30 protein-coding genes and 1 tRNA gene are annotated in these 19,153 nt (G+C 48.8%); 12 read left to right on the plus strand and 19 right to left on the minus strand.

Annotated elements, in window-relative coordinates; all coding sequences use genetic code 11:
• Positions 1 to 29 precede the first annotated feature (29 nt).
• Positions 30 to 593: an NADAR family protein gene (locus tag INT84_RS11795; RefSeq protein ID WP_194206937.1), complete on the plus strand. Its 564-nt coding sequence runs from the start codon at positions 30 to 32 to the stop codon at positions 591 to 593.
• Positions 594 to 642: 49 nt separating this feature from the next.
• Here INT84_RS11795 and mug read toward each other — a convergent pair whose 3' ends face one another.
• Positions 643 to 1,149 (minus strand): G/U mismatch-specific DNA glycosylase, encoded by a 507-nt coding sequence (gene mug, locus INT84_RS11800; RefSeq protein ID WP_194206938.1) that lies wholly within the window; start codon positions 1,147 to 1,149, stop codon positions 643 to 645.
• Positions 1,150 to 1,274: 125 nt separating this feature from the next.
• On the opposite strand from mug, the gene INT84_RS11805 reads away from it, so the two are divergent.
• The 3 genes from INT84_RS11805 to INT84_RS11815 all read left to right on the plus strand — a co-directional run bounded on the left by INT84_RS11805 (position 1,275) and on the right by INT84_RS11815 (position 2,536).
• Positions 1,275 to 1,350 (plus strand) — tRNA-Ile (locus INT84_RS11805).
• Positions 1,351 to 1,540: 190 nt separating this feature from the next.
• Positions 1,541 to 1,687 carry a hypothetical protein gene (locus INT84_RS11810; RefSeq protein ID WP_194206939.1) on the plus strand — a complete coding sequence of 49 codons (147 nt, stop codon included), beginning with the start codon at positions 1,541 to 1,543 and terminating at the stop codon, positions 1,685 to 1,687.
• 72 nt (positions 1,688 to 1,759) lie between these two features.
• On the plus strand, positions 1,760 to 2,536 hold the full coding sequence (locus INT84_RS11815) for a hypothetical protein (protein ID WP_194206940.1): 777 nt from the start codon (positions 1,760 to 1,762) through the stop codon (positions 2,534 to 2,536).
• A 464-nt stretch (positions 2,537 to 3,000) separates the two neighbouring features.
• On the opposite strand, the gene INT84_RS11820 is transcribed toward INT84_RS11815, so the two are convergent.
• The 9 genes from INT84_RS11820 to INT84_RS24430 all read right to left on the minus strand — a co-directional run bounded on the left by INT84_RS11820 (position 3,001) and on the right by INT84_RS24430 (position 9,436).
• On the minus strand, positions 3,001 to 3,504 hold the full coding sequence (locus tag INT84_RS11820) for a terminase small subunit (RefSeq protein ID WP_194206941.1): 504 nt from the start codon (positions 3,502 to 3,504) through the stop codon (positions 3,001 to 3,003).
• 221 nt (positions 3,505 to 3,725) lie between these two features.
• Positions 3,726 to 4,109, minus strand: a complete 384-nt coding sequence (locus INT84_RS11825) for an AlpA family transcriptional regulator (RefSeq protein ID WP_194207285.1) — start codon at positions 4,107 to 4,109, stop codon at positions 3,726 to 3,728.
• A gap of 10 nt (positions 4,110 to 4,119) precedes the next feature.
• Positions 4,120 to 4,461 (minus strand): head decoration protein, encoded by a 342-nt coding sequence (locus tag INT84_RS11830; protein WP_194206942.1) that lies wholly within the window; start codon positions 4,459 to 4,461, stop codon positions 4,120 to 4,122.
• A gap of 10 nt (positions 4,462 to 4,471) precedes the next feature.
• Entirely contained in the window at positions 4,472 to 5,512 is a 1,041-nt protein-coding gene (locus INT84_RS11835) for a major capsid protein (protein WP_194206943.1), read from the minus strand.
• A 244-nt stretch (positions 5,513 to 5,756) separates the two neighbouring features.
• Positions 5,757 to 6,875 carry a hypothetical protein gene (locus INT84_RS11840; protein WP_194206944.1) on the minus strand — a complete coding sequence of 373 codons (1,119 nt, stop codon included), beginning with the start codon at positions 6,873 to 6,875 and terminating at the stop codon, positions 5,757 to 5,759.
• A gap of 72 nt (positions 6,876 to 6,947) precedes the next feature.
• Positions 6,948 to 8,318 (minus strand): helicase RepA family protein, encoded by a 1,371-nt coding sequence (locus tag INT84_RS11845; protein ID WP_194206945.1) that lies wholly within the window; start codon positions 8,316 to 8,318, stop codon positions 6,948 to 6,950.
• Positions 8,315 to 8,683, minus strand: a complete 369-nt coding sequence (locus INT84_RS11850; RefSeq protein ID WP_194206946.1) for a hypothetical protein — start codon at positions 8,681 to 8,683, stop codon at positions 8,315 to 8,317. The genes INT84_RS11845 and INT84_RS11850 overlap by 4 nt, the downstream gene beginning before the upstream one ends.
• Positions 8,680 to 8,988 carry a hypothetical protein gene (locus tag INT84_RS11855; RefSeq protein ID WP_194206947.1) on the minus strand — a complete coding sequence of 103 codons (309 nt, stop codon included), beginning with the start codon at positions 8,986 to 8,988 and terminating at the stop codon, positions 8,680 to 8,682. The genes INT84_RS11850 and INT84_RS11855 overlap by 4 nt, the downstream gene beginning before the upstream one ends.
• The gene (locus tag INT84_RS24430) at positions 8,981 to 9,436 is read right to left on the minus strand and encodes a host cell division inhibitor Icd-like protein (protein ID WP_370529664.1); all 456 of its coding nucleotides are present in this window, start codon (positions 9,434 to 9,436) and stop codon (positions 8,981 to 8,983) included. Before INT84_RS24430 ends, INT84_RS11855 begins: the two co-directional genes overlap by 8 nt.
• On the opposite strand from INT84_RS24430, the gene INT84_RS11865 reads away from it, so the two are divergent.
• Positions 9,363 to 9,548: a YlcI/YnfO family protein gene (locus INT84_RS11865; protein ID WP_194206949.1), complete on the plus strand. Its 186-nt coding sequence runs from the start codon at positions 9,363 to 9,365 to the stop codon at positions 9,546 to 9,548. The two genes, INT84_RS24430 and INT84_RS11865, sit on opposite strands and share 74 nt — an antisense overlap.
• A gap of 476 nt (positions 9,549 to 10,024) precedes the next feature.
• Here the strand turns inward: INT84_RS11865 and INT84_RS11870 are convergent, their stop codons facing one another.
• The 3 genes from INT84_RS11870 to INT84_RS11880 form a co-directional block, all read right to left on the minus strand.
• On the minus strand, positions 10,025 to 10,234 hold the full coding sequence (locus tag INT84_RS11870; protein WP_194206950.1) for a helix-turn-helix domain-containing protein: 210 nt from the start codon (positions 10,232 to 10,234) through the stop codon (positions 10,025 to 10,027).
• 142 nt (positions 10,235 to 10,376) lie between these two features.
• Entirely contained in the window at positions 10,377 to 11,039 is a 663-nt protein-coding gene (locus tag INT84_RS24205; RefSeq protein ID WP_228066195.1) for a hypothetical protein, read from the minus strand.
• The gene (locus INT84_RS11880; RefSeq protein ID WP_194206951.1) at positions 11,023 to 12,453 is read right to left on the minus strand and encodes an integrase family protein; all 1,431 of its coding nucleotides are present in this window, start codon (positions 12,451 to 12,453) and stop codon (positions 11,023 to 11,025) included. Before INT84_RS11880 ends, INT84_RS24205 begins: the two co-directional genes overlap by 17 nt.
• Positions 12,454 to 12,859: 406 nt before the next feature.
• Here INT84_RS11880 and INT84_RS11885 point away from each other — a divergent pair, with 406 nt between their 5' ends.
• Positions 12,860 to 13,189: a DUF6388 family protein gene (locus tag INT84_RS11885; RefSeq protein WP_194206952.1), complete on the plus strand. Its 330-nt coding sequence runs from the start codon at positions 12,860 to 12,862 to the stop codon at positions 13,187 to 13,189.
• Between the two features lie 217 nt (positions 13,190 to 13,406).
• Here the strand turns inward: INT84_RS11885 and INT84_RS11890 are convergent, their stop codons facing one another.
• From INT84_RS11890 to INT84_RS11900, 3 genes are read right to left on the minus strand one after another with little or no spacing between them, the layout of a single operon-like run.
• Positions 13,407 to 13,766, minus strand: a complete 360-nt coding sequence (locus INT84_RS11890; protein WP_194206953.1) for a hypothetical protein — start codon at positions 13,764 to 13,766, stop codon at positions 13,407 to 13,409.
• On the minus strand, positions 13,763 to 14,179 hold the full coding sequence (locus INT84_RS11895; protein WP_194206954.1) for a hypothetical protein: 417 nt from the start codon (positions 14,177 to 14,179) through the stop codon (positions 13,763 to 13,765). The genes INT84_RS11890 and INT84_RS11895 overlap by 4 nt, the downstream gene beginning before the upstream one ends.
• The gene (locus tag INT84_RS11900) at positions 14,172 to 14,378 is read right to left on the minus strand and encodes a host cell division inhibitor Icd-like protein (RefSeq protein ID WP_194206955.1); all 207 of its coding nucleotides are present in this window, start codon (positions 14,376 to 14,378) and stop codon (positions 14,172 to 14,174) included. Before INT84_RS11900 ends, INT84_RS11895 begins: the two co-directional genes overlap by 8 nt.
• Before the next feature lie 189 nt (positions 14,379 to 14,567).
• Between INT84_RS11900 and INT84_RS11905 the strand changes: the two genes are divergently transcribed.
• From INT84_RS11905 to INT84_RS11915, 3 genes are read left to right on the plus strand one after another with little or no spacing between them, the layout of a single operon-like run.
• Positions 14,568 to 14,753: a YlcI/YnfO family protein gene (locus INT84_RS11905; protein ID WP_194206956.1), complete on the plus strand. Its 186-nt coding sequence runs from the start codon at positions 14,568 to 14,570 to the stop codon at positions 14,751 to 14,753.
• A 59-nt stretch (positions 14,754 to 14,812) separates the two neighbouring features.
• The gene (locus INT84_RS11910) at positions 14,813 to 15,097 is read left to right on the plus strand and encodes a BrnT family toxin (protein WP_194206957.1); all 285 of its coding nucleotides are present in this window, start codon (positions 14,813 to 14,815) and stop codon (positions 15,095 to 15,097) included.
• Positions 15,084 to 15,395 carry a BrnA antitoxin family protein gene (locus tag INT84_RS11915; protein WP_194206958.1) on the plus strand — a complete coding sequence of 104 codons (312 nt, stop codon included), beginning with the start codon at positions 15,084 to 15,086 and terminating at the stop codon, positions 15,393 to 15,395. The genes INT84_RS11910 and INT84_RS11915 overlap by 14 nt, the downstream gene beginning before the upstream one ends.
• Before the next feature lie 180 nt (positions 15,396 to 15,575).
• Here INT84_RS11915 and INT84_RS11920 read toward each other — a convergent pair whose 3' ends face one another.
• Positions 15,576 to 15,716: a hypothetical protein gene (locus INT84_RS11920; protein ID WP_194206959.1), complete on the minus strand. Its 141-nt coding sequence runs from the start codon at positions 15,714 to 15,716 to the stop codon at positions 15,576 to 15,578.
• A 45-nt stretch (positions 15,717 to 15,761) separates the two neighbouring features.
• Here INT84_RS11920 and INT84_RS11925 point away from each other — a divergent pair, with 45 nt between their 5' ends.
• Positions 15,762 to 16,265 (plus strand): YbjP/YqhG family protein, encoded by a 504-nt coding sequence (locus tag INT84_RS11925; protein ID WP_194206960.1) that lies wholly within the window; start codon positions 15,762 to 15,764, stop codon positions 16,263 to 16,265.
• A gap of 130 nt (positions 16,266 to 16,395) precedes the next feature.
• Here the strand turns inward: INT84_RS11925 and INT84_RS11930 are convergent, their stop codons facing one another.
• Complete coding sequence (locus INT84_RS11930) at positions 16,396 to 16,761, minus strand: hypothetical protein (RefSeq protein WP_370529665.1); 366 nt, start codon at positions 16,759 to 16,761, stop codon at positions 16,396 to 16,398.
• 382 nt (positions 16,762 to 17,143) lie between these two features.
• Here INT84_RS11930 and mtnC point away from each other — a divergent pair, with 382 nt between their 5' ends.
• Positions 17,144 to 17,833: an acireductone synthase gene (gene mtnC / locus INT84_RS11935; RefSeq protein WP_194206962.1), complete on the plus strand. Its 690-nt coding sequence runs from the start codon at positions 17,144 to 17,146 to the stop codon at positions 17,831 to 17,833.
• Positions 17,830 to 18,372 carry an acireductone dioxygenase gene (locus INT84_RS11940; protein ID WP_194206963.1) on the plus strand — a complete coding sequence of 181 codons (543 nt, stop codon included), beginning with the start codon at positions 17,830 to 17,832 and terminating at the stop codon, positions 18,370 to 18,372. Before mtnC ends, INT84_RS11940 begins: the two co-directional genes overlap by 4 nt.
• Positions 18,373 to 18,411: 39 nt before the next feature.
• Here the strand turns inward: INT84_RS11940 and INT84_RS11945 are convergent, their stop codons facing one another.
• Positions 18,412 to 19,017 (minus strand): methylthioribulose 1-phosphate dehydratase, encoded by a 606-nt coding sequence (locus tag INT84_RS11945; RefSeq protein ID WP_194206964.1) that lies wholly within the window; start codon positions 19,015 to 19,017, stop codon positions 18,412 to 18,414.
• Positions 19,018 to 19,153 lie beyond the last annotated feature (136 nt).

Here is a 19,153-nt window from a genome sequence, read left to right on the forward strand (position 1 = left end):
CGAGGGCTTTTTTTTAACTGGAGTTCTGTATGCCGCAAGGATGTTATTCCCTCTCCGCCCTGCTCTGCGCGCTGGATAAAGGCGAGCAGGTTAAATACCTCTGGTTCTGGGGCCATCAGCCTTCCGCCAGCGGAGAAATCACCGCCTCCTGTTTCAGCCAGTGGTGGCAGGGTTCGCCTTTTACCTGCGACGGTGTCGTCTACGCGACGGCTGAACACTGGATGATGGCCGGGAAAGCGCGGCTGTTTGGTGATGAAGCGACGCTCGGTAAAATTCTGCACGCCGCCACGCCCGGCGAGGCCAAAAAGCTGGGCCGCCAGGTGACAGGCTTCGACGAGGCTCTCTGGCAGTCAGCCTGTTTCGATCTGGTCTGCGAAGGCAATTATCATAAGTTTGCTCAGCATCCGGCGCTAAAAACCTTTTTGCTCAATACCCGCTCCCGCGTGCTGGTTGAAGCCAGCCCGGTAGATAAAATCTGGGGTATTGGGCTGGCGAAGGATCATCCTGACGCCGGGACGCCTTCCCGCTGGAAAGGCCAGAACCTGCTGGGATTCGCCCTGATGGCCGTGCGGGATCGTCTGACGTCTGAGTAATCGCGCTGGTTTCCTGCTTCATTTCGTTGTGAGGCAGGCAACCGCTTTCTTACATTCCCCGCGCGATTAACGCCTCATCGAGTTCCCGGTACGCCTCCACCAGCTTATCAAGCGTCGCACGGTTCAGCCCGCTGGGATTGGGCAGCACCCAGACCTGCGTCGCCCCGATGGTGATCTGCTGTTTCCCCCACGCGACCCCGCGTTGGCTGAACGCCTGCTCGAATGCCTGCTTGCCGAGGATCGCCAGCGCGTGAGGCTGATAATCTTCGATCTTTTTCACCAGCTCACGGCCGCCCGTGCGCAGTTCGTGCAGATTCACCTCGCTCGCCTGAACGGTGGGCCGCTCCACCAGCATGGTAATACCGCAGCGCGTATCCAGCAGATGTTGCTCCTCTTCCGGCTTAAGCTGGCGTTCCGTAAACCCCGCCTGGTGAATCACTTTCCAGAAACGGTTGCCGGGATGGGCAAAATGAAAACCCGTATGCGCCGAGGACTTCCCCGGATTGATGCCGCAGAACACCACCCGCAGCCCGGGTGCCAGAATATCGTTGATCATGCTTACTCCGGATGAATAGATCGAAGTGAAAGTATAAGGGATTGAAAAGCCATTGTTTATAAAAACAGCAAGCGGGTTTTTATGGCTGGATTGCCTTGCCGAGTTACTTTATAATTCCCCGCCACGGCCCCTTAGCTCAGTGGTTAGAGCAGGCGACTCATAATCGCTTGGTCGCTGGTTCAAGTCCAGCAGGGGCCACCAATTTTTTCAAGGACTTAGCTTTAACTTTAAGTCCTCTTGCTTTTCTAGGATACCCATAGGATACCTCAAGTAGGTATAACCGAGTATTCCTCAGTGTTCTACAGTTGGGTCGTAGCAGCCATTCAACTGCAAAAAAAAGAAAGTGCTACGGGTTTGAGTGCCCCAATCAGGCAACCTTCAGGAGTTTTCAATGAATACTTTCGAAAAGGGCTCAGACCTGCTGTCAAAACGTATCTTCGCCTTGAGTGGTCTCGTTGTGGCTCTGGCAAATATCGGGCTTCCCCCGTTACTTGTTATCCCAGCAAGCATCGTTCTGGTGTATATGCTACGTAGATGATGGCGTAACAAGCCCGGCCTAACGCAAGTTAGGCCACCTTTATCCCTTTCAAGCAACTTATCGAGTACAACAATGACTACTAAGTTCGAACAGTTGAAAAAAGAATTGGCCGATTTGGATAAAATGGGCACTCAGTTACTTTACTCTATGTATAAAGAACAAGATCAGCTTGATGAAGAAACAATAAAAAATATTACTGATAGTGGATGGAAGTTTGTTAATGTCCACCAACAATATCAAAACTGGTATACAAAAGCATATAGAGTAATCTCTCAAATCATCCCTGAAAGAAAGGTTGAATTTGAAATGTTGTATAAAGCAGATCCGAAAAGAAAAGAATTAACTTACGCTAACTACACGATTTCAGACTACATGATTAACATTGTTAACGGCACCAGAACCCGGGGACCAAAAGATGCTATACCAAAGATGCAAATACAGTCAAAAATATTAAGTTCTGCCCGAGAAAGATTCAAGAGTGTATTATTTGATATAAAAGAAATTGTTCAAGCAGATTTTTATGATTCCGAGCTTGATACAGCTAAAGAACTGAACAAAAAAGGTTTCACGCGTGCTGCGGGTGCAGTTGCCGGTGTAGTACTTGAAAAGCATTTAGCTCACGTATGCTCAACCCATCAAATAAAAATAAAAAAAGCAAACCCTTCAATTTCGGAATATAATCAATTACTTAAAGATAGCGATATAACTGACACCGCTACATGGCGATTTATACAACACTTAGGTGATATAAGAAATTTATGCGATCACCACAAAGATAGAGAGCCTAAAAAAGATGAAGTTGATGAATATATTATTGGAATAATGAAAGTCACTAAAACTGTAAACTGACTTCATAATTTTTCGCCATTTGTTAACAGGATAAAAAATATATTTATTGCTAGGCTGGCATTCACTTTCAAGTGATGCCATCCCTACCAAGGCCGACTCTTATTTTAAATTACAAAGAGCAACCTCCCTTCCCCTTTAGTCCTTGCAATAAGATTATTTCGATAAATACAAATAGAGAATAACTATAAAACTAACAATATCTAGCAATACGGCAATTAATGGCGGATAAGTTAAATATTCACGTGAATATTTAACGTGCTGTTACGTTATGCTTCCGAATTAACGGCGGGGTTGTTCTGGTTTCTTCCAATGAAACGGTGCAGAAGCTCTACGCTGACTACGCCGTTTCTGGGCTGTCAGAGCTGCCGCTATGTTAGTACGGATCTTCAACTTGTCATGGCCGTTTAGTTCTTGCCCTTGCAAACGGGCCATTTCTGTAAGTACCGCCTCGATAGTTTCATGCTTCATGAGTTGCGCTCATTATATTCTGTCAGTAAATCCGGAATAATTTCATCCAGTCCCGCGGCTTTGTTCATGGCCTTGATGACATTCTGCCGGATAAAATCGATGTGCCGGTTCTCCATCTCAGGAAAACGGCGGCTGACCGAAAGAGGAATGCTGTCCATAATTGACGCTATTTCACCGGCAATCCGGGATAACACAAACGTACAAAAAGCGGTGTCGATTACCTCGCCGGATTCCCGGGCGTTCTTCAGTTCCTGTGCATCAGCCTGGGCATTTGTGAGACGTATTCTTGCCCTGAGCAGTTCGGCATCATCAACATCATCGCCCTGCGAAATCAGTTTGCCTAATTCATTATCCAGCCGGTTACGCAGGACACTGGCGACATCATAGAGCGCCTCCCGCCCGGCACGCTGAACAGGTTCGATTCCCCATTTATCGAAAGCAGTCACACCGACCTTACAGCTTTTCGCCATGTTCTTCTTATTCAGCAGATGCTGGGTCATTTTTACCTCTGTATTGTTTTTTTGAATGTTCAGGTGGGTGTATTGCATTAAATAAAACAAATAAATTCATTTAGATATTACAAACAACAACACCACCACCAGCAATTCAGAACATCTCATAAATAGCGCGAATCTGCGAGGTCGACGCCCCGTAAGCGCCCGGGATGCCGGAAAGGACCCGCAAATATGAGATTGGCTATCATTTGCGGCCCTGACCTCTATCACCCAAGGTTCTTGTGCTTCCCTTGCCGCGCCTGACGGCGCACGCGCTCGGCCTTCAGGCACAGCGCGGCATCAGGCTTTTTTGGTACAGGTACCTGACACTCACCATGGCTGTGTGGGATGTTATTGATCCACTCCACAACTTCGCTCAGATACCATGCCTTACGCCCTGAGGTGACCTGCACGCGCTCGGGGAATTCCCTCCGGGCTTCAAGGTTCAGCAATGTGCGGCGGCTCAGAGTGGTTATCTCCATCACCTGATTCATATCAACCAGGCGCTCACTGATATTCATTCTGTCTGCCAGATCCAACAGGCCTTTCACATCGCTGTCAGGCCAGAGAGTATTTGCGGTTGCCATCAGATCGTTATCGTTATGCTTCATCATTTATTCCTCAGACATTAGCCAGTGGCTGAACAGAAATACCAGAACCGACAAACGCGGCGACTTTTGCGCTCAGGGTTTCCACAGACTCGGGCCAGTTCAACGCATCAACATTCAGCACACCCGTTTTATATACCTGTGCTTTCGTCTGCCTGTCCGTGTCGATCTGAATGGCGGACGCATAGACAGCCCGGCTTGTTAGCTTCCCATCCCATGCCACCAGTTCACCGCTGGCTTCATCCTGCATGAGAGGAGTAAGCGCAGGGATTACCCCTTTACCACCAGCGAAAATCCCCAGCGTGGTTACCAGCGCCTCAGTGCCGGCTACAAGCTCTGTGTAATGTGTCGTCATTAATGGATCCTTATGCCACGCGAACAGTGACAAAACGGTTGATACGTGCCGGGATCGGCTGCGGTGCGGAGTGGGTCTGAACATACTCAATCGCCGGATCACCCGGAACGATATAGTTCTTGGGGGCCATTTCTGCTTTGGTGATGTTCAGACGGATAAGTTCAGGGTCCTGAATACCGCCATAGGCGACGATACCCTGTAGGGCTGTATTTCCCAGCACCATCAGATCCGGATCAAGAAAGTGCTGCTCCTGCCCATCCTCGTCGTTATAGCGGCCGCTATAGACCACGATAGCCACATCTCCCATGTAACCCTTAAAACTCACGGAGTCACCCAGGTCTTTAAGCGCTGTCTCGAGCTGTGAATTGGAGCCACGGCGAGTATCCAGCATATCTTTTACCGACTTAAAGGAGCGGTATTTCTTCCAGACGTTGCCACCCATGACGATGATGTTCGTCACCCCTTCGCTAAGCTCTGCATAGGTTTCAATGTCATCATTAGGATCAAACGCCGCTTTGTCTTTACCTGACCACGCGGCGGCCCCCGCCTGGGTGACGATGTTCTGTGATTTAATATTCCAGTCCAGCTCGTAGCGCTCTATGCCTTCGCCCTCAATAACATTCTTGCCGGTGGTGACAGCCTGCACCGCCAGCCATTCAATACGTGCACGGATAGCCAGCGACTGCTTTAGCAGTGCCTGCTTAATCTTGATATTGCGGGTGTCGAGCGTGCTATATTGCTCAGGAGAAACGCCAGCGGGCCGGACAGCCAGCTTATTAGGATCGATGCTGCTTTTCGGCTTCATGTAACCCGGACGAATGGATTTTGACTCATATCCTTCATCCCGAGCTACTTTACTCCCCACCATTGGCGAGCAAAACGCTGCGATCGGGATGTTTGGATCGTCGATTGTGTCGAGGATGATATCGCGGGTTTCAAACGTGACAGAACGCGTGAAGAATAAATCAGTGAACAGAGTTTTTAGCTGTTTCTGGATGTCCTCAGCATTCACAACCCGCACAAGCTGTGTAGGTGCATATATATCTGGCATAAATAACCTCTGATAAATTACGTTTTAATTACATAGATAATGTTAACACCACATCAAAATCATTAGTGACGTGCAACCGTGTGCAAATGGATGCAATGATGTATAAAATATGAATATGAATATTTGAATTGATTAACTCTTTGCTATGCTTAATCTGTCGCTTCCTCCGGCGACAGACCTCCGGTGTTATTACGATGTTAGTAGGTAAGGCGGGTCAAAAGGCCCGCCTTCTAATTGTAAGCCGTTATTTTTTCATTGATATCGTACCATCCATCGTCTTCGGGATATCAACACCATTACTAAATGTAAAAAAACCCAGCCTTTCTGATTCATCAACAAGATTGAAGGCAGCCGTATGATGATGGCGAGCCTTTATTCCATCTGAATATAGTTCAAATGGAGAATCACATAGTTCTATTTCTACAGACAAACCAGAGAAATCCAAACCAAAACATACTGAAAGAACTTTTTGATTCAGCGACGGGAAATTATTTTTATAAATTTCATTATATTTTGGTTGAAAATATCTAATTAACGCCGCCTCTGAAAGACATATTATTTCCTTCAACGACAATGGGTTTGAAATGATGCTTTTCAAACGTAGATTATCTTCTTCTCCTGCAATAGCTTCTTTATCTCTCCCACTAAAACTGGATGTTAAAAAATAATTATCGTATTGCACCATCACAATAAAAACTTGGTCATCTGGATAGTCATACATAGTTTCAGCTAAAATTTTTTGAAGTGTTGAGTGACTTTTTAGCCTATCAATAGCTGTTCTTTTGCCTTCCGCATACGCTTGCCCGACATAAAGCACCTCTAACTCAAAATATATTTTACTCCCTGTGTGCAATGCTATTATATCACTTGGCCAGAATCTTACTTCTTCTCCATCAGAGTTAATTGTATAAATTTTCCTGTGCGGATAGGGAGCTACTTTAATTTCACATTCTTCTTCTTCAAACTCAAATGGAAAACAATATTCTGACAAAACTTCCTCACCACTCACACGGCTGATTATACTTCCAGATAAATAACCGTCTTCGAGGGTTGGAGTTCCGGGAGAGCATGTAGCCTTTGGCCTTTTGCAAATCATATAAATATGACAGCTATCAGATATTATCTGATGTTCCTCTCTCATTTTCCCATCTGCATGGAGTTGGTCAGGGGTAATCATTAACCACCCTTCAGATGTTATGCCAACTGAAAACTCTGATACATATTTTCTTTTACCAGCCATATCCCCTCCGAGTTTTACCCACCACTTCCCCACTTTACACCTTTCCCCATATGCTACCCACCAGCATTTATTAAAAAACTCCTCAAAGCCAGTAATCATGCGGGGTTCAGCCAAATTACCCACTTACTCCCTGTATACAGGGGCAATGTGGGGAATCATAGGCTCCATTCCCCGCCATCCCCACACGCTCCCCACTTATTGACCCACTTCCCGCAATGACTGAACTTTCAGCACTTCTCCGCTCTGAATAATGAGTCCATTATCTGTCAGCTTTTTGACCCAGCGGGCAAAGTGTTTGGTATCAATCCCCGTGGCTTTAAGGTCATCACGGATCACTGCCAGGGTGCATGGTTCCCCCTTTGCCGTCCGGCTTCTGATTGCCTGCCAGAGCGCCATGTGGTTACCGCTGAGTTTCGATACACCAGCCAGATCCGGATCGATTTCTTTTGCTTCACGTGGTACATCACGTACCACCAGCGAACAGATCATCTCTCCGTCTTCGTCTGCGTAAAGCTCTACCATCCGGAGGTCATAGGCGTGGCGCTCGGGTTCCTCCGCATCCTTCATTTTGGTACATGAAAGGATCAGTGCTTTACCTTCCCCTTCCCGTTTCACATTGAACTCAGCATCAAGAGCAGCCCGGAAAGAACTGGAGCCACGCGCCCCTTTCGCTTCATCCTTACCGGAGTGGTGAACAACCAGCACGGTAGCGCCTGTCTTCTGCTTTATCACATCGCAGCCCTCGATAAATGCGCCCATGTCGCGGGCATCATTTTCGTCATTGCCTCCAAAGCAACGGGCCAGCGTATCGATCACAACGAGACGTACAGGAGCGCCAGTTTCTTCTTCAATCTGCCGGGCCGCCAGCAGCACTTCATTCACTTCCTTTTCCCGCACCGGGAAAACGGGACGGTTAACCAGCCAGAGATTATCAACCTGTTGTTTATGGACCTGCTCCCATGCCTTAATACGCCGGGGTACGCCCACGCCACCCTCGCCCACCACATAGAGCACCGCTCCCGGCGTCACTTTTTTATCGGCCCATCTACGCCCGGCGGCGATATGGCAGGCCCATGAAACCGCCAAGAAGCTCTTATACGATCCGCTGGGGCCGTAGATACTGCATAGCGACTGTGCCGGGAGAAAGTGCTTAACCACATAGTCCTGTCGCGCATTGAATCCCTCAGAGCCACGGGAGAGCGGTAATTTCGTGCGTTGCTGCTGGGGGGCCGACTCAGGAAAAACCCGCCGCACACGCTCTAAGTCTCTCAGCCATTCATAAAGCTCTTCTTCCCCGATTTCCTCCATAAGAACTGCCCGACGCGACTTGATCGCCTTGTCTTTATCCGTATTCAAAAAGCCTGCGGTACACATATCCTCATAGGGCATTGCGTAAAGAGTCCTGAGACGCGCCACCAGCTTACCGTACCGGGTGGAAGTATCTTTATGCTGGTGGAGGGCTTTTTCCAGATCGCTGCGGCTATAAGGGCGGCCATGCGCCCATAAGTAAGAGCACGCGAAGAGCGCATCTGAAACAACTTCTACTGCTGTAATCTGCTCTGTCATTTTGGCAGTCCCCCACTCATTTGGAACTTGCCTAAAAGCGGATGAAACCAGTAGGCGGATCCGTATTTACGCTTCGCACTACGTAACACCAACCGGGCCGCCTCCCTGAATTTCTCATCAGGAGCAATAAAGCCGCCGGCTTTCATTTTCACCAGCATGACACCCGTATTTTTTGCCAGCTCTTCGGCTTTTTTTGTCGAGATGCCGAACTCCGCCGCCAGCGTTGCGACCGGAGTCATTCCAGGCGGAATTTCTCCGCCCTGGCTGTCAGTGAGTGCATGGACTTGCGCTTCAAGGTTTATGACCTTTTCCACCAGCAGATCCACACGCTTTTCCAGCTCGTTAAATTTTACATTGCTGATCACTGAGCACCTCCTTTGTCCGCTTGCTGTAGCGCATATTCAGCGTTTTCTTCAGCTGTACGGATCGCCATTTGAAAGTTGCCCAGGCAGCGCATCAGTAATCCGATATTAAACATACTGGAGCGTATGGATTGCAGATCGTACCCTTCACTGTCTGACGCGTGGAACATGAGTTCACCAACAGCAGCCACGCCAAGTGCGAGAGTATCCCCGGCTTCGCTGGCAATCTTTAAAACTTCCTGAGCTTCATCAGGGGAAATTTCGTGATAGCAGTTAATGAGTAACTGAAATTTATGCATATCAGCCATGAGTCACCTCTCGAACTGGCAGACGGCCAGCGAATACCATTACGCAGCCAGCGGGGGATTGCTTACGGGCTTCTCGTTCAGTAGTGGCGATGATGTGTATGACGTTGCAACCGATGGCACTCAGTGCCAGAAAACGATACTGATATTTGGGGCGAGTTTGGGTATGCTGTAATTCAGCCATATTGTTAGCTCCGATAACATTGTGGTCAGAGGCCCGGTTAGTGTTGGCGCACTGCCGGGCTTCGCTATTTACGCACCTTAACTCAAACAAGGTGTAAGACACACAATAGCCCGCAAGTGTCTTACACGTCAATGCTTCCAAGTAATAATTTTTCGTGTATAGTGTCTTACACTCAATTTTGGAGAATGTAGACATGGCAACCGGTTCAAAGAATGCAAAATCACAATCCGTGACGGCTCGAATCGCACACGAAATCATTGAGGGCATGGAGTCAGTAAAGGATCCCGGCGAGAGCACAGGGCAGTTTATTAACACTGCAATGCAGGGCGAGATCAAACGCCGCCAGCGTAAGAAGACCAAAGAAGCCGACAAGGAGTGACACCCAATATCTGGGTAATGGTCGAAACTAGGGGATTTGTTCGGGGTGTACTGCAATGCAGCATACCCCCGCTGCTTCAGCGATGTGATAAAAACTAATCTCCCCAAATTTGGGGAGATCTCTTTTAGGGTGTACGGCACTGCCGCATACCCACACCAATGGCGGAAGTTATACGGCAGTTGACCGAGTTGCATTTTTGCAACTCCAGATGAGCCAAGCAAAACCACCCCAATCATATAGGGTTGGTTTCTTGAAACTGGGTAATGCTCGCAACTACGTGATTTCTGCGTAGTATGCTGTAATGCAGTACACCCTAACTGTGCCAATGCCGCAGTTCCAAGCGTACAGAAAGGACAATTTTGTCCTCTGCTTAGGTTTTGACCACCAGCGCAAGTCCTGGTATGCTGAATTTGTTTCGTTATAGAGCACTGGCGGCCATGTGGGGCCGCCTTTGTTTTATGCGCCATACCTGCCCCTTAAGCTGTCTGCGTACGACGTGTAGATGCCAGATAGCCATCAAGATCAGCTTTCATGTAAATGACCTTGCGCCCTACTTTGTGGTGTGGAATTTCGACCTTTCCGGTATGGGCCCAGTTAGCTAGGGTTTGAGCATTGACTCCAAGATAGGCAGCAGCTTCTGCGCGGGTAAGCCGTTCAAGGGATATCGAGGAAGTGGTTAGACGCATATTTATCACCGTGTATTGTTAGTTAACATCGGTGATGAATATCTATGATGGAGTAATTAAATTTTAGCCACTTACCCGGCTATATGAGTACATCTGCATGGTAGATAGGGTGTGTAGCATGCTATTGCACCCCACTAGCATGCTAATGGGGTAGCACAAGCTCAAATGATGAATACTTTTCTGGTTTTGGGGGACGTAATCCAGACTTAGAGATCCATTTGGCAAGAGCATTACGGCTGACTTTTCCATAATAATGTGAACACAGCGCCTCATGTATACCCGTCTGGCTAGCATTTGGATATTTTTCCCAAGTAGCTTTTATTACAGAAATAACTTCCTCATAGTGAACATGCCTTGGTTTAGACGCTTTAGCTTTATTAACATGGGAAATAACGTCTTTTTCAACCTCTTGTCCTAGGATATCTTTGAACATATCATTTGCAACCAGGCCATAAAACTCCATCCTCATGGCATAGCAAAGGTCTGTCATCCCCATAAGCTCAAATATTACGGCGGACCGAAAGAAATAATCCCCCTCCGTTCCTGACTTAGCATTAATTCTGAAAGCTAGTGCTGGTGGCGGTTCATCAGGAATAAAGTTAAGCCATAGGGTGTATTCTTGAGAGGAAATATAATTAATCAACTCTTCCTTATCTGATGGCGAGATACTTTGAACATCTATTCCCATTGATTCGCATATTGATACTTGACTAAGCTTTTCACATACAGAACGAAAATACACGAAAGTATCATTTATATCTCCAGCGAAAATATAATATGGCGCAAAACTAATTGTTATTTCCATAATCTTTACTCTGCGTATTGGTCAGATTAAAAAGTATTTTTCTTTTTTCAGCATCACTAAGCTCTCCAAGAGCGAGCAAGAGCTTCGCTTCCAAAGATGCTTTGCTTTCGATAATTCCGGCGTGCTCAAGCATGGAGCGCTCGATGCGAGAGGCGGGATCCATCAGTTCATCCGCGCTGAAATGGAGATAGCCCTGGGTTACATCGGCGCTTCTCATAGTTCGGTGGTTAAGCAGCCGCTTGAGGATATAATTACCGACACCCACCAGCTCGGCGACAGTGCCAAACGTCCGGCGGCCGTCATGCCACTTGAATAGGATAGGCTGAACCATATCAGTGTTATGCTCAGGAACGGTGGCGGCGCTGATGCGAGCAATAATATGCCTGTACTCTTTAATTTCTCCCTTACCACCCGGGAAAACCAAACCGTGCTCGCCTGCCGTTATTTTCAAGCGCCGGCGGAAAAGCTGAAGCAGTGTATCTGTAATTGGCAACTCAAGCGGGTCACCGTTCTTGGTAGTATCTATCCAGAAATAGCGGGCTCCCAGATTTACCCGATCCCACGACAGCCCGAGTATCTCGGATTTACGCAAGCCGGTGAAAATGGCCATCTCTACTGCGTCACACACCGCAGCGGCTATGTCGTCTCGAGCCTGCTCTGCTGTACTGCGCACTGAAGCCAGAGCAGAGAACCATCGGGAAAGCTCATTCGTGCGGATGCGTTCCGTCTTCCTGACAGTACCATGCCACTTCCTTTTTGTGCTCAGCACCAGGGTCGGCGGATCAGGTAAGAGAGTTTTACCCTCACCGTCCCGATAATGATCGTGAGCAAAGCGATAGATAGCACGCAGCACCCGCGCCCATAGATCAGCCTGGGCCTTGCTGCCCGAACCTACCCCGGCGCGCAGAGTAGTTTTGTCTGCCCCAAACCATATAGTTCCATCAGTAATGGCTTTATGCCGTGTTTCCACGCGCTCACGACTAATTGAGGCAATAGGTTGACTCATCCAGTCACCTGAAAAGTTTTGAAGGATAGAGCGATATTGTTTAGCGGTGTCAGCGCTCAGCCGGTGATCACGACTGGTGATATAGGTTTCCAGCGCCACAGCGAGAGTCACTAAGGCTTTCTCGTTAAGACGCTTTACTACATTAGGGTTTTGTCCGGTTGTGGCAACATCCCCTAGTAGCTCAAGCGCCTTTGCCCTGGCATTGTCGATCGTCAGGTCAGGGAAGCGGCCCAGCGTAGCCCGGATAAATTTACCGTTGCGCTTTCTGGAGATACAAAAACTTTTAATGCCGCTACGGCCTACCCGGACGCGCAAACCATTGACAACGGTGTCGCCGTACTCAACCTGACCTTGTTCAGCACACGGAAGGTTTTCCAGCTTAACTTTAGTGAATTTGAATGTTTCCACAAACACCCCATACCAAGCGATCAAGGTATCCTGTGAATCGCTTGTTTGCCTCTAGGATACCTATAGGATACCGCAAAGGAGTATTTTAGAGTATTTCTGGTTATTTATACAGCGGTTTGAATGTGCATAAGACATTGAAAATTAATATTAAGTATAATTAGGTAGAATCTTGCAGTCTAACTCATAATCGCTTGGTCGCTGGTTCAAGTCCAGCAGGGGCCACCAGATACAGCAAGGGCTGGAGAGAAATCTCCGGCCCTTTTGTTTTTCTCCAGGATATTTATAGGATATTTCACAGCGGTCATTACAGAGCATCATGGATAACGAAAAACCATAAATGTTCAGCTAAAACCCCCATCCATGTGCAAAAATGAGTAAAACTGAAAAGCCACATTGAAGGTGAAAAATGAAAACCCGTAAACAATGCTTTGAAGATGCACGTCAGTTATTCATAAGCTCAAATCAGGTGTTTATTGAAAGCATTCAGAGCGATGCCAAAAGTATCGCCAGCATTCTTGGAATTACTGAAGATGACTTTATCAACGAAGAGGTGAACAAAGCATTCATGAAACACCTTGATACCCTCCCAGGTAATTCTACAGTTCGAATTATTGAAATGATGGCCCCAGACGAAGCAACAAAAAAGACCCTACTACTGGAATATTATCAGGAGATTTCGAGTGTACTTGGCATACCATTTGAAACCTATCTCAAAGAAAATCACATCACTTTGTAATTGGCTACAAACAGCTATGCAAGATGCTCAAGGCTGGATCTGCATGGTGGATATTGTCTAAGTCAGCAGGAAACAACGCGCCGAAGGATAGTATGCCGGTGTTTAACGACCTTTCCGGCAAGGTCAGGAAATGGATATTGCAAATTAACCAGGCATTACCGCCCCTGGCTGGCAGGTGGCCCTTTTCGCGGAGGGATTAGCCGCTATCAAGTTATTCTTACGCCTGTAACACTGTTACAGGTTTAGCGCCGGCAACCGGCATCCAGTCACAAAACGTTTTGGCGCGATACGCCAGCGCCCTCGCCTGAAAGAGACTCACTGCGCTGACGCCTGACAGCTCGGCAGACAACGCGTTTGGATTTGTGCTGGTAGCAAGAAACAGCCAGGTGAATTTATGCATGATCTGCCTCCACATATTCAACGCCAGCGGCATCCAGTGTCTGTCTAAAGCGGCAGAGCAGTTCCCGGCGTTCATGATGTAGCATCTGCAAAAAAAATCGAGGCGGGATAACTCCTCTTCTGTATAGCGGCGGACGTGAGGTAAAACTACTTTTGAAAGTTGCTTACAGGCATTCATTCTGCCACCTCCCGCTCTAAATATGGCTGTTTCAGGTGCTCAACCATCAGGATAATCAGATCGTGCAATAGCCCGGTAATTTGTTCGGTTACAGCGCAAGGCAGAGTGCAGCTTAAAAGCGCCTGCGTTAATGCCTGCGTATATTCCACCAGGGCATAAGAATCAAACCAGCAATCCGGGACGCATGGCTCAGGCAGTTTATCTGCCGTCAGTTGTTCTATCAGGTGCGGAGGCAAATCAGCGTCACACAGCACGCGCAGGGCGGTCAGAGCACAGGATAAGCGCCCTTGCAGCGCCAGACTTTTGGTAGCATCCGCGCTTTCCAGCAATTCAATGGCAAAGGTGGCGCACATATCAGCGACCTGGAACAAATCAGCCGATGCCGGGATCGGAGTCGTGATCAAATTATCCATGATATGCCTCCGGTACTGGCAGACGGCCAGCGAAAGAAAGCACGTAGCGGCCCACCAGCTTAAGACGCGCTTCGCGTTCACTGGTGGCGATGATTTGCTCCCGGTGCGGTCTGGCGTGCAGGTCAGCGCGGGACAGGGCAAGGAAGATAAACACGCGGTTTTCAGGGCGTGCGGATGTGGTACTATTAGCGGAAGCCATAGCGTTAGTCTCCATAACGTGTTGGTTAGAGGCCCGTTGGTGTTGGTAGCACCTGCGGGCTTCGTTTTTTTCACCTCGACAAAATCAAGGTGTGCTCCACTATAGTTATTAAGTGTGCTCCACGTCAACGCTTTGATTTGATTTTTTTTACGGTATACTGTCACCCACCGTAAAAGAGAGGATTCAGTAATGCCAACACCTAACGTTAATGCAAAATCACAAAAAATGCAGGCGCGTGTTCCGCATGACGTGGTTAAAGACGTTGAGGAAACAATGGACGAAGGTGAAACAGCCGCACAATACATCGTTACTGCATTGCGGGGTGAAATAAAGCGCCGACAGCGACGCAAAAAGTCAGAAACACCAGATAGCTGAGCAGATGCCAACAGGCATTTTCCTGTTGCTTTTCCATTTATTGTACATACAATAATCATATGAAAATTACATTCGATCCAGGCAAGGATAGGATTAACCAGAACAAGCATGGATACTCTCTCGCAGATGCGGAGCGGCTTGACTGGGAAAACATGGTTATCTTTGAGGATGACCGTTTTGATTACGGAGAAATTCGTTTCGTGGGGCTTACCTACGGAATTGCATACCTCGGAAACAGAATGTTTTCGGTTTGCTTCACGGAATCCAATGATTTTGCAGTCTGTAGAATTATCAGCCTGCGCCTCGCAACCAGACAGGAGATGAGACGATATGCCGAAACTTAAGCCCGGAACCCTCTTCCCCACGGATGAAGAGGACGCAAAAACTCGTGAAGCCGTGGCTTCCGATCCAGATGCTATGCTGCTTGAAAATCCAGATATCAAACTGGTTCCACTCAGAAAGGTGATAAAAGCACGTCGTGGACGGCCTACAGCAGAAACCACGAAAACACGGATAACAATTCGCTGCTCACCAGACGTCGTGGATGCGTTTAAGTCCACTGGCGCAGGTTGGCAGACACGGATGGATGCAGCGCTTAAAGACTGGTTAAAAAAACACAATCCTGCCGATGTCAAAATCTGACTGCCAGCGCAGCAGTTTGCAAAATGAATATTAGCCGGGGTCACCCGGCTTTTTTGTGCCTGTATGATCCTACCTCACGCAGACTGGCGAACGGATGCCAGGTAGCCTCCTCGCGTTGCGCTTTCTGCGGCACAAAATGATTAACACCTGTGATTAATTGGGTGTCTATTAGCCACTCCTTTAGTTGGAATGGATAATAATGATGGGATGGGACAAAAGGACCGCCGGTAACTGGGCAAAAAGCCACGCCGAACCGGGGCCGACTAATAACTGCGCTACCTGGGTACGGCGGACGATCCAGGCGGGTGGCGTGAATGTCATGAACAGCTCATCAAGACCGGCATATCAAATGCACAGGAAAGATTAATGAGAGTCCTTTACGTTGTTCTCATGATGCTTGCCGTTACCGCCTGTAGTTCGGGGCGAGATAACGCAGAAAAGCGTGTATCGGATTTCTATACATACTATCTAGATGTTTTTGCTAACAGTCCTGGGAAAATAAAGCCTGCCCGTGAAATAATGAGTGATTATATTTCGCACGACACACTAACCCGGATTGATATTATTTCTCATATTTATGAGCAGGAAATCATCGATACGGATTACTACACGTATGCGCAGGACTATTCCGCCGACTGGATCCCTTTGCTGAGAGTGGGTAAGGCTAAGGATTATTTGGGGGGGAAATACGTTGATGTCTGGCTGGGTTGCGAAAACAATCAGACGTATAAAATAGGTGTCTATATGAGGAAAGAAGACGGAAAGTGGAAAATATACAGAATTAAGAATATAACCGATGGTTATGAGCATTATATATTTGATGCACACGCTATTGAGAAAGCAAAGCAACATGCAGCAGATATAAAATAACCCTGGAGGTTTTGGGCGGCCGTGCAACCCGAATACATCACGCGGCCCCCTTCATTATCATTACGCTTTTTTTTGTACTGTGGCGAATTCATCGCAGGCAACAAAAAAATACAATGACTATAGGCCGTCTTTAATCAGCAGTCTCTCGTTCCAGGTAGGGCTGCTTCAGATAGTCAGCCATCAGAATAACCAAGTCGTGCAGCAACCCGGTTAAATGCACCGTCACAGTATAAGGCAGGGCACAGCTTAATAGCGCCGGGGTTAAGCTCTGCGCGTATTCCACCAGCAGCCAGGAATCTATCCAACAATCCGGAACGCATGGCGCAGGCAACTCATCTACCGTCAGTTGTTCTTTCAGGTGCGCCGGCAAATCGGCATCACATAGCAGACGTAAGGCAGTCAGCGCGTAAGACAAACGTCCCGATAGCGCCAGACGCTGAGTAACATCCTTGCTTTCCACCAGCTCAGTTGCAAAAGCGGTACACAGGTCAGCCACCTGGAATAAATCTGCGGATGTCGGGATCGGAGTGGTTATCAGATTATGTATGATGTGCCTCCGGGACTGACAAGCTGCCAACAACAGGAAGTTCATCGCAAAAAGATACCGTCACAAAGGTAAACACACGATTTTCAGGGCGAGCGGATATGGTACTATTAGCGGAAGCCATAGCATTACCTCGTATAATGTTGTGGTCAGACGCCCGGTTAGTGTCCCCACACTGCCGGGCTTCGTTTTTTACAGGTGCTTCCCCCGCTCATCCCCTTATTGAACCTCCCATAACACAATGTTAACCTCTGCTATTAAAGACGCATAGACGTCCAGACGACTATAACAATACCCTGATTGCGCCTGGCGCAACGTCCACTCTGGAGAGACCATGATCCGCGCTATTGTGACCGACATTGAAGGCACCACCAGCGACATTCGCTTTGTGCATGACGTGCTGTTCCCCTACGCCCGCGAGCGGCTGGCGGCGTTTGTGCACGCGCAGCAGTACGCCGAACCGGTAAAAACGATCCTCGATAACCTGCGCGAGGAAATCCACCAGCCAGCGGCGACGGCGCAGGAGCTGACAGAAACCCTGTTTGCCTTTATGGATGAAGATCGTAAGTCGACGGCGCTGAAGGCGTTACAGGGGATCATCTGGCAGGAGGGTTACGTTAACGGCGATTTTACCGGCCATCTCTACCCGGACGTATTGCCCGCGCTGGAGAAATGGAAGTCACAGTCTGTTGATTTATATGTTTATTCCTCAGGCTCCGTTGCGGCGCAGAAATTGTTATTTGGCTACAGCGATGAAGGTGATATTACTCATTTATTCAGCGGCTATTTTGATACGCGGATCGGTGCGAAGCGTGAAGCGCAGTCTTACCGCAACATTGCTGAACAACTGGGGCATCCCCCGGCGTCGATTTTGTTTCTGTCCGATATTCACCAGGAGCTCGACGCGGCGGAAGAGGCAGGATTGCGCACGCTGCAACTGGTGCGCGAGGATCGCGATCCGGCCAGCCATCATCCGCAGGTTCAGCGTTTTGACGACATTTACCCGGAGCAACTCCCTTCATGAGCGCATTAACCATTTTCTCAGATAAGGACGCCCGCCAGCCGGTCTGGCACAGCACCGACGCCGGTGAGATCCAGCAGCAGCTTAATGCCAAAGGCGTGCGTTTTGAGCGCTGGCAGGCCGACCGGCAGTTGGGAGAGTCCCCGACGCCGGAGACGGTTATCAATGCTTACCAGCACGCCATTGATAAACTGGTTGCCGAGAAGGGCTATCAGAGCTGGGACGTGATCAGCCTGCGTGCTGATAACCCGCAGAAAGAAGCAATGCGGGCGAAGTTCCTCAACGAGCATACCCACGGGGAAGATGAAGTCCGATTCTTCGTCGAAGGCGCAGGGCTGTTCTGCCTGCATATCGGCGATGAGATCTATCAGGTACTGTGTGAAAAAAACGATTTGATCTCGGTGCCAGCCGGGACGCCGCACTGGTTCGACATGGGATCTGAACCGAATTTTACCGCTATCCGCATTTTCGATAATCCGGAAGGTTGGGTCGCGAATTTTACCGGCGACGCGATCGCTGATGCTTACCCTCGCCTGCCCTGATGTTACAGCGCTCGCCCGACACGCGGTCGGGCGCTGTATTCATGCATAACGGCGGCGCAAAAGCTCGCATTCAAACAAGAACTCCAGCCCCTCCAGCTGGCGGCGCGCTTCAGCGATATCTTTCCCCCAGCAGGTCAGGCCGTGGCCGCGTAGCAGGAAGCCGTAGCGCAGCGGATGGGTCTGCGCATGGTCCTCAATACGGGCGGCCAGCGCGTCAATATCCTGATCGTTATCGAAAATCGCGATGGGCACGGCGTCCAGATGAGTGTGCTGACCGGTAAGGGTTTTCTGCATCTCGTAACCCTGAAGCGTCAGCGTCTGGCTCGTTTCAAGCCGCGACAGCACGGTGGCGTTGACGGTATGCACATGCAGAACCACGTTGGCTTCCGGAAACAGACGGTAGATCAAAGTATGCAGGCCGGTCTCGGCGGAGGGTTTACGCCCCGAGGGCGCGGTATTGTCGGCAATGGAGACCTGTAAAAAGTCGTCACTGGTCAGGCTGCCTTTGTCGCGTCCCGACTCGCTGAGCCAGCACCAGGTTGCATCCTGGCGTACCGACATATTACCGCCAGTTGCCGGTGCCCAGCCTTTCGCCCCAATCCAGTGACAGGCAGTAACCAGGTGCGCGAGTCTCTCTTGCCACATAGCGGTTCCTCAATGCATAACGGTTTTTAGCCGTCTAAACGGCTATTTTCCCGATAGTAACATTCCAGCCCCGGCGGGACAATATTTGTTATACAACGGTTACAGGGAGCCACGCGCGGGCGGCACCCTGAAGACT

The organism is Superficieibacter sp. 1612_C1 (genome assembly GCF_015234305.1).
GTDB lineage: Bacteria > Pseudomonadota > Gammaproteobacteria > Enterobacterales > Enterobacteriaceae > Superficieibacter.

Excerpts from the sequence above, each read along its gene's own strand:
- INT84_RS11825 (WP_194207285.1), bottom strand. The coding sequence starts at position 4,109 with ATGAAGCATAACGATAACGATCTGATGGCAACCGCAAATACTCTCTGG.
- INT84_RS11865 (WP_194206949.1), top strand. The coding sequence starts at position 9,363 with ATGGCAACCGGTTCAAAGAATGCAAAATCACAATCCGTGACGGCTCGA.
- INT84_RS11815 (WP_194206940.1), top strand. The coding sequence starts at position 1,760 with ATGACTACTAAGTTCGAACAGTTGAAAAAAGAATTGGCCGATTTGGAT.
- INT84_RS11910 (WP_194206957.1), top strand. The coding sequence starts at position 14,813 with ATGAAAATTACATTCGATCCAGGCAAGGATAGGATTAACCAGAACAAG.
- mtnC (WP_194206962.1), top strand. The coding sequence starts at position 17,144 with ATGATCCGCGCTATTGTGACCGACATTGAAGGCACCACCAGCGACATT.
- INT84_RS11920 (WP_194206959.1), bottom strand. The coding sequence starts at position 15,716 with ATGACATTCACGCCACCCGCCTGGATCGTCCGCCGTACCCAGGTAGCG.
- INT84_RS11940 (WP_194206963.1), top strand. The coding sequence starts at position 17,830 with ATGAGCGCATTAACCATTTTCTCAGATAAGGACGCCCGCCAGCCGGTC.
- INT84_RS11835 (WP_194206943.1), bottom strand. The coding sequence starts at position 5,512 with ATGCCAGATATATATGCACCTACACAGCTTGTGCGGGTTGTGAATGCT.
- INT84_RS11810 (WP_194206939.1), top strand. The coding sequence starts at position 1,541 with ATGAATACTTTCGAAAAGGGCTCAGACCTGCTGTCAAAACGTATCTTC.
- INT84_RS24205 (WP_228066195.1), bottom strand. The coding sequence starts at position 11,039 with ATGGAAATAACAATTAGTTTTGCGCCATATTATATTTTCGCTGGAGAT.
- INT84_RS11795 (WP_194206937.1), top strand. The coding sequence starts at position 30 with ATGCCGCAAGGATGTTATTCCCTCTCCGCCCTGCTCTGCGCGCTGGAT.
- mug (WP_194206938.1), bottom strand. The coding sequence starts at position 1,149 with ATGATCAACGATATTCTGGCACCCGGGCTGCGGGTGGTGTTCTGCGGC.
- INT84_RS11820 (WP_194206941.1), bottom strand. The coding sequence starts at position 3,504 with ATGACCCAGCATCTGCTGAATAAGAAGAACATGGCGAAAAGCTGTAAG.
- INT84_RS11855 (WP_194206947.1), bottom strand. The coding sequence starts at position 8,988 with ATGGCTGATATGCATAAATTTCAGTTACTCATTAACTGCTATCACGAA.
- INT84_RS11830 (WP_194206942.1), bottom strand. The coding sequence starts at position 4,461 with ATGACGACACATTACACAGAGCTTGTAGCCGGCACTGAGGCGCTGGTA.
- INT84_RS11870 (WP_194206950.1), bottom strand. The coding sequence starts at position 10,234 with ATGCGTCTAACCACTTCCTCGATATCCCTTGAACGGCTTACCCGCGCA.
- INT84_RS11900 (WP_194206955.1), bottom strand. The coding sequence starts at position 14,378 with ATGGCTTCCGCTAATAGTACCACATCCGCACGCCCTGAAAACCGCGTG.
- INT84_RS11925 (WP_194206960.1), top strand. The coding sequence starts at position 15,762 with ATGAGAGTCCTTTACGTTGTTCTCATGATGCTTGCCGTTACCGCCTGT.
- INT84_RS11890 (WP_194206953.1), bottom strand. The coding sequence starts at position 13,766 with ATGAATGCCTGTAAGCAACTTTCAAAAGTAGTTTTACCTCACGTCCGC.
- INT84_RS11915 (WP_194206958.1), top strand. The coding sequence starts at position 15,084 with ATGCCGAAACTTAAGCCCGGAACCCTCTTCCCCACGGATGAAGAGGAC.
- INT84_RS24430 (WP_370529664.1), bottom strand. The coding sequence starts at position 9,436 with ATGCCCTCAATGATTTCGTGTGCGATTCGAGCCGTCACGGATTGTGAT.
- INT84_RS11885 (WP_194206952.1), top strand. The coding sequence starts at position 12,860 with ATGAAAACCCGTAAACAATGCTTTGAAGATGCACGTCAGTTATTCATA.
- INT84_RS11845 (WP_194206945.1), bottom strand. The coding sequence starts at position 8,318 with ATGACAGAGCAGATTACAGCAGTAGAAGTTGTTTCAGATGCGCTCTTC.
- INT84_RS11895 (WP_194206954.1), bottom strand. The coding sequence starts at position 14,179 with ATGGATAATTTGATCACGACTCCGATCCCGGCATCGGCTGATTTGTTC.
- INT84_RS11945 (WP_194206964.1), bottom strand. The coding sequence starts at position 19,017 with ATGTGGCAAGAGAGACTCGCGCACCTGGTTACTGCCTGTCACTGGATT.
- INT84_RS11905 (WP_194206956.1), top strand. The coding sequence starts at position 14,568 with ATGCCAACACCTAACGTTAATGCAAAATCACAAAAAATGCAGGCGCGT.